General features: G+C 39.6%; 3 protein-coding genes. All 3 read left to right on the top strand.

Translation table 11 applies throughout. The features are described from left to right. A partial coding sequence (locus tag ACE3RB_RS10760) for a T9SS type A sorting domain-containing protein (protein ID WP_374464230.1) occupies window positions 1–423 on the top strand: 423 nt, incomplete at its 5' end. A gap of 4 nt (window positions 424–427) precedes the next feature. Then, window positions 428–7,039 carry an RHS repeat-associated core domain-containing protein gene (locus ACE3RB_RS10755; RefSeq protein ID WP_374464229.1) on the top strand — a complete coding sequence of 2,204 codons (6,612 nt, stop codon included), beginning with the start codon at window positions 428–430 and terminating at the stop codon, window positions 7,037–7,039. Further along, window positions 7,039–7,734, top strand: coding sequence for a hypothetical protein (locus ACE3RB_RS10750; RefSeq protein ID WP_374464228.1), 696 nt, complete (start codon window positions 7,039–7,041; stop codon window positions 7,732–7,734). Before ACE3RB_RS10755 ends, ACE3RB_RS10750 begins: the two co-directional genes overlap by 1 nt. Window positions 7,735–7,758: the final 24 nt, after the last annotated feature.

Raw genomic sequence — 7,758 nt, 5'->3', positions numbered from 1 at the left:
CTCAGTGCTCAGCAAACCGAAGTCTACTTCAAGTATGACGAGGCAGGCAATCAAAAATACCGGGGACCTGATTCCGCAGCTAAACAGGCTCCTGAAAACTTGTCAAAAACTGAATCTAAAACAACCTCTTTAGCAGGCTCCCAGATAATGGATGAAAAAACATTCTGGAAACAGATCCGTCTTTACCCGGTTCCGGTAAATGATTTTTTGACTATCGACTGGACTGAGGAAACTGACAATCTGATAGAATCAGTATCACTCTATCAACATAGTACAGTCCACTGGAAATTTCAGCAGCAGAACTTACCAGAGCTAAACAGGCAGCTCAAAATTAATATGTCAGGATATGATTGGGGAGTGTACATACTGCGCTTCACTCTGAAAAACGGAAGAGTTTTCAGTAAAAACATCACTAAAAGATAAGGCTATGAAAAAGTACAATCAAAAACAAATACAGCTGTTTTCATCGCTCATATTATCTTTTATATCCGTATTCTGTTTTTCTCAGACCTCAGCTCCGAAATTTCATGATACCAAAGGAAATATTGATGTTACTGGGGCAGGACAGCTTCAATATACCCTTCCTATAGATCTTCCTCCGGGTGTTAAAAATATGTCTCCTGGCATTAGTCTTGTTTATGTAAGTGGTGGTGGTAACGGTCTGGCAGGCTATGGCTGGAACGTCACTGGTCTTAGTTCCATATCAAGGGTTGGGAAAAATCTTGAAAAGGACGGTATTACCAAAGGGGTACAATTGGATTATTCAGATTATTACAGCTTTAACGGACAAAGATTAATTTTAAAATCCGGGGAATACGGCAAAGATGGCGCTGAGTATGTAACCGAAAAGTATTCTAACTTAAGAATAAAATCTATAGGAAACATTACAGGACAAAGCTGGCAGGGACCTGAATACTGGGAAGTAACCTCTCCGGATGGTTCTATGTCGTGGTATGGGGCCACAGCTCCCGGAAGCAGCCAGGCCAGAACACCTATTGACTATCATATTGTAAAAACAAAGGATAATGACGGAAATTATATCAATTACAGCTATACCTTAGCTGATAATGTGTCGGTGATCACAAAGATAAGCTGGGGCGGTAATGAAGGCCAGGGTACTCAGGGAGTAAATGCTATAGATTTTAATTTTATGGCAAGGCCCAGAAGCGAAACCGCCTATATCAGGGGCGTTGAATATAAGCAGACAAAGCTCCTTGAATCTGTCGTTGTTTCTACAGGTGGGCAGCAGTGCAAAAAATACACTATTTCTTATAAGAAAGATGTTCAGAGCACTTCATACAGATATGTGGATAAGATAACTATTTCAAACGGTAAAAATGAAGAAGCCAACCCGGTTATTTTTACTTATGAAAAGTCAGGAGAAGCAGATTCTTTACCTTCCAGTATAAGTACTGCCTTAAAACCTAAAAAGGATAATGATGTAGTAGGAGATTTTGACGGTGACGGCAATCTTGACCTGTTAAGGTACCATTCGTCCACATCGTCTAGAATTCCTCAAACAGGAGTATATCTTTACAAAAATTTTTATTCCGTTACCTATACTACACAGAATCCTGTATTTATTAGCAGTACCTTACAGAGTTTGAAAGATTTCATACCGTCTAATATTAAAAAGACGAACCTAATCGGTAACAGGCAGGGTATTGTAGGGTTTAAAACCATCACCAATGCTGGTACTTCCAAAAAAGACTTGCAGTTTTCTTTTTACAGCTTTTCAGGAAATAGCCTGGTGCTTGATTTTATAAAAACCATTCCGGGCAACGATTATGATTATTCTACAGGAACTCAATTCAATGGAGTTGTAACAACTGTTACAGGAATGAGCAGTGTTGATTTCAACGGGGATGGCCTCAGCGAACTTGTTGTTATGCTTAATGACAGAGAGTGCTATCCGGAAGTGATCACTCCCGACTCAAGACCTCCTTCGACATGCACCACTTCAAAGCGCTATTATGTAGTAGATCCTGATGAATCTATTTCTGGCAATGGATGGTATTATCCTCTGGAGCTTTATCCTAATTATGATCAGATTGATAAAGATGTCTTTATCCTTTACAAAGGGGGTGACTTTGACGGGGACGGTGTATTTGACCTCCTAAAACTAAGTCAGGATTTAAAGCCGCTACTGATCACCTTTAAAAAGAATACCCAGGGACAGTATGAATCTTTCATCGCTCCCTTTAATCCGGCCAATACTGAAACCTTACAGGGCATTTGGGCTAAAGGGGTTGTAGGAGACCTTAACGGGGACGGACTGAGTGATCTGATGATACCTGAAAGCAATACTTCCGAATATTGGCATAAATATATTTCAAAAGGAAATGGTTTTAATTATGAAAAGGTACTGTTTAAAGACCCTACAGAAAGATTTTTAGAGCAGCACGGGGCCAATTTTATTATCCATAATCCACGAACTTTTGCCGCTTATGATATTAATAATGACGGAAAGGCTGAGATCATTGCTGTAAAATCAGTAAGAAAATATATTTTGGCCGATGGACAGGACAACAACAATGCAGCCAAGTATATAACTGCTATTGATTTAACGACTGCTATTTATTCTGCCACCGGGGGGTATGGCACTACAGAAAATCAGTTCTCACATGGGGTTTATCTCTATAATCTTGACACCTATACGCTGTATCTTGACAACAATGGTATTAATGCAGAAGTTGGCGTCAATTCCAGGGATCTGATAGGCTTACCGGTTGACCAGTGGACCGGAGCAATGCTTAGAAAAGTGGCGCTGGGCTCAGCTGTAGGATATGGCAGTGATCTTGGAGACCAGCAGCGTCTTATTTCTCATGAGTATTATGATATTGCAAAGGCTGGAAGAATAAAGAGTATATCACAGGGAGGAATCACTACAGATATTGCCTATAAACAGCTGGACAAAAGTATCAATCCGGGATTATATGACAATGTTTCTCAGCTCAGCTACCCTTTTGTAGAGATTAACCAGTCTACAGGAATGTATGTAGTTTCCCAGCTGACGCAAAGTACTACAACAGACAAAAAGTTAAAGCAGGATTTCAGGTACAGGGGGCTTGCTTCTAATATTCTGGGGAGAGGACTTACAGGCTTTAGAAAAATGGCACGCTCCTCCTGGTATGCTGATGGATTTGAAAATACAAAGATTTGGACAGGGGTAGAAACAGATCCGCTCAATGATGGGGTTCCTGTGAAAGAATGGTCCATCAGGACTGCTAATGAAGCAAATATTTTCCCGGTGGATGTTTCGGAAAATAACACCCAGCTTCTGAGCTTAAAATCGACAGTTTACCAGACTATTAAACACCTGAACGGACAGCAGGTAACTTCTGTTCCTGATGCCGATAAAGCAAAGGTGGTGACAGCCATTTTACCAGCCAGAACCAGAGTGAAAGATTTCTTAACCGGAACGGTTAAAGAAGACAATATCATCTATGAACAGTATTATCTTCCGCTGAAAATAGATTCCAAGGTTAATGATACCTATGGAATTACTACTTCTGTATTTGCTTATGATCATAACCCTTCCGGCAATGGCAGTGGGTATTATATAGGCCGTCTGAAATCTAAAACAGAAACCCAGCAGGCTTACGGAGACAGCCAGTTGGGAAAACAGGAATATACGTATGAAAATAACCATATAAAGACCTTTAAGAAATGGAACAGGGATAATACAGGCTACCTTCTTGAAACCTACGCTTATGACGGATTTGGAAACGTTACCGGAAAAACACTTTCTAGCAGTGTAGATTCACAGGTGCGTACCACCAGCTCACAGTATGATCCTACAGGAAGGTTTGTCATTAAGAGAACAGATCCCCTGGGACTCTCTACCCAGATCACTTACACCGCAATTGGGCAGGTGCTTACCCAGACAGATCCGCTGGGAAATACGGTTAAGAGCAGCTATGATAATTGGGGAAAACTTATGCTTACAGAAAACAGCCTTTTGGGAAAAACAGTGTATACCTATGACAGGGATGCAAACGATAATGTTACTGTTACGACAATCGAGGCAGATGGGAATGTGTCTAAAACACTCACCAATAAGCTGGGACAGGTATACAAAGCAACCACTAAAGCATTCGGGCAGGGGCAATATGTTTCCAAAGAAACCCAGTATGATGTCCTGGGAAGAAAGACAAAAGAGTCTGAACCGTATTTCGAGGGGCAAAGTGCTACCAAGTGGAATACCATATCCTATGACGATTCGGTATTTCCTGCTAAGGTAAAAGCAACAGCATTTACGGGTAAACAGACAGAAACCAGCGTGTCAGGGTTCACAACAACAGTAAAGGAGACCGCTACTGCTGATTACGGAAGAACTACCTCTAAAACATTAGATGCTTTAGGAAATACAATCTCTTCCACTGATAAGGGAGGAACGGTAAAGTTTTCATATAACGCAGCCGGAGAACAGGTAAAGGCCCAGTATGCTGAAAACACAGTAAGTACACTCTATGACTCTTGGGGTAGGAAATCAGAATTTAATGATCCTTCCAACGGATTGTACAAATATGAATATGACGGATTAGGACAGGCGAAAAAGACAACCAGTCCGAAAGGAACCAAGGAATTTTCTTACAATAATCTGGGGCAGTTGGTTTCTCAGAAGGAATTTTCTACAGCTGATGGAGGTACAGCCACAAATAAGCTCATTACCTTCGCCTATAACACGAAAGGTTTGCTTACCAAAAAATCTGGTACGGCAAACGGGATTCCATACAGTACGGAATATGAGTATGATCCTTATGGAAGAGTTGTTTCTGCTATTGAGAATAACAATGGAAGAACCTACGTCAATAAAGGAATTACCTATGATGATAAAGGAAGGGAAATTTCCTATGTAAAACAGCTCTCTTCTTCAGGTATGGTTACCGAGGCTCATATAGAGAATATTTACAATGACTGGAACGGAGAGCTTTACCAAATTAAGGACCAGCAAAATGACAAGGTGCTTTGGCAGCTTCAGGAAACTAATGCAAAGGGACAGGTAAAACAGGCTACACTAGGAGCTTCTGTGATTACCAACACCTACAATGATGCCACGGGAATGCTTACTGAAATAAAGCATATTTCTCCCCAACAGACAGTACTGAACATACAGTATGGCTTTGATGCTATCAGAAATGAGCTGAAATCCAGAAAGACTTTAGGAGACTTTAATATCATTGAATCCTTTAATTATGACGATAATAACAGGCTTTTGAACTGGACCAATCCTGTAACAGGCCAGCTCTCTAAAAATATCTATGATGAAAAAGGGAGAATCAAACAAAATGATCAGGTAGGGGAAATCAAGTTTGATAACTCAGCCAAAATTTACCGCCCTACAGGAATGACTCTTAATACTGCGGGGGTACAGAACTATACTGGTGACCTGATCCAGACCGTTGTGTATAATGAGAATAATGATCCAGTCCAGATCAATGGAGAAAAATCGCGTATCAGTTTTGAATACGGGTTGGGAAACATGAGACAAAGGATTGATATCTCTTCTTTAACACAGAATGCAAAGAATCCAATATGGGAAGATACCTATACCAAATTTTACAGTGAGGATGGTAGTTTTGAAGTGGTAAAAGATCTTATGTCGGCTCAGGAAAAGCATATTTTATACATTGGAGGCAGTCCATATGAATCTGATATTGTATATTTGAAAAACTTTGAACAGAGCAGCGGTTCTTATAAATTTTTGCATAAAGATTATCTAGGAAGTATTCTGGCGGTAACTGACCAGACTGGAAACAGGTTGGAACAGAGACACTATGATGCATGGGGCAATCTTACCCACCTGAAAATAGGAAATGCAACTGTATTGACTGACAAATCAGCTATTGCCGGAACTTCACTTATCATAGACCGTGGGTATACCGGGCATGAACATTTCATGGGAGTAGGCATTATTCACATGAATGGCAGGCTGTATGATCCGCTGTTAAGAAGGTTCCTGAATGCTGATGAAAATATCCAGGACCCTACCAACACCCAGAACTATAATAAGTACGGGTATGTGATGAATAACCCACTGATGTATAATGACCCTAGTGGAGAGTTCTTACAGTGGATTATTGGAGCTTTTGTTGGAGGATATTTAAACGGTGTGGCTGCCAATGGTGGAAACTGGAATCCTGTAAAATGGGACTGGCAGAGAACATGGAGTGCCGTGTTGGGAGGTGCCATTGGGGGAGCAGCTATCTCAGGGGCATTGGGAACGATCACAAGCAACCCCGGAGCTATTAAGTTTGCTTTGCCGGGTATTATCTCAGGAGGACTCAACTCAGCATTTACAGGAGGTAATTTCTTAGGAGGGGCGATTGGTGGAATATCTTACTCTGGGAATTTGTTTACCAATAAAGTTACTTCTACAGATGGGATTAGTGCTGGGTATAGATATATTATTTCTCCTGATTATAATGAGGCAGGTGAAACTGAACATTATTTCCAAATGGCTGGTTTCGGCCAATATGGAGCAAGTGGGGGAATAAAACCTCCATTTGATAAAGCGGAAATAGGTCAATTAGCTTCAGCAGGTATAATATCAGCTGTTACAGCAAGGATCTTGATGGGTGCTGTTGGAGCTGAAATAGCTGGAGCAGGCGTAATTGGAGCAGGTGGGGGAATTACATGGTCTTCAGTTGCAAGTACCGGATCTACTATATTGGCAAGAACATTCGCTTTGGGCTTATTATTATCTGTTAGAGGAGATAGCTCTGGACCGCCAAAAGCGTATGTATATACAATAATGGGTAGAGAAAAAGTCGCAAAATTTGGCATCACTCGTGCAATGGACCCAGATAGTAGACCGTCGAAACAAATCCCTGGTTTAAATAGAGACTACTCAAGTTTTGGACCGCATCAATGGATGTATTTACATCAAGGAGTATCGAGCAATGAAGCTTTTCTTTATGAAAAGTATTATGTATGGCAATATTTTCAAAATACTGGTGCTATGCCATATGCGCAGAAGTATCCTAAAGAAGATGCCGTAACGAAATTTTTATATAAATATCTTAACATTAAATAATGAGAAACATTTGGTTTACGATCTATTTATCAACTAAGGACGATACTGAATTTATTGGACTGAATAATTATAGAACATTACTTGAAATAATACTCATACCAGCTATTCAAGATAAAATCAATCGAGAAAAAAAGGTACAGAAAATAATGTTTTGTCTTATTCCTGAATTAGGTCGTGACTTGCTAGACAGTTTTCAAAATAACTATGAAAAGAAAAGAGTCGTTAACGGTGGGATAATTAACCTAGAAGCATCTGCAAAAGGAATTAACTGGAATAATCTTTCTGAACAGGAAAGAAAAGATTTCTTAATTGAAAAATGGAAGATCCTTTTCAGTAATCTTTCGGATGATTACTTTTTAGTTGATAAATGTGAAGTAATAAAGTCTTTAGATGAACTAAAAAATAAAGAATGGAAAGTAACGATTTCACCAATTAAGAAAAAATTGAAATATAACAAAGATGTTTATACTATTGTAATGGATCTTTCAACAGAACGGGCACAATTAGCTTTAGTCAGGAATTCTGACCAAAAGTGGATTAAACTCAAGGATTTTGAGACTTGGCAGATACTAACACATGCTAACTTCAAAAATTTTAAACTAGATGGTGATATTTTGGCATTTAGCTATAGTAGTGTTTTCAACACTCTTTTTACAGCACCTGAAATTTTCAATTTGAAGGAGATCATTAAATAAATACACAATGAGACAAAGTAGGAA

It is taken from the genome of Chryseobacterium sp. (genome assembly GCF_041914225.1).
Lineage (GTDB): Bacteria > Bacteroidota > Bacteroidia > Flavobacteriales > Weeksellaceae > Chryseobacterium.
The sequence above is the reverse complement of the archived record's forward strand: the minus strand, read 5'-3'. Positions and strand labels throughout refer to the sequence as shown.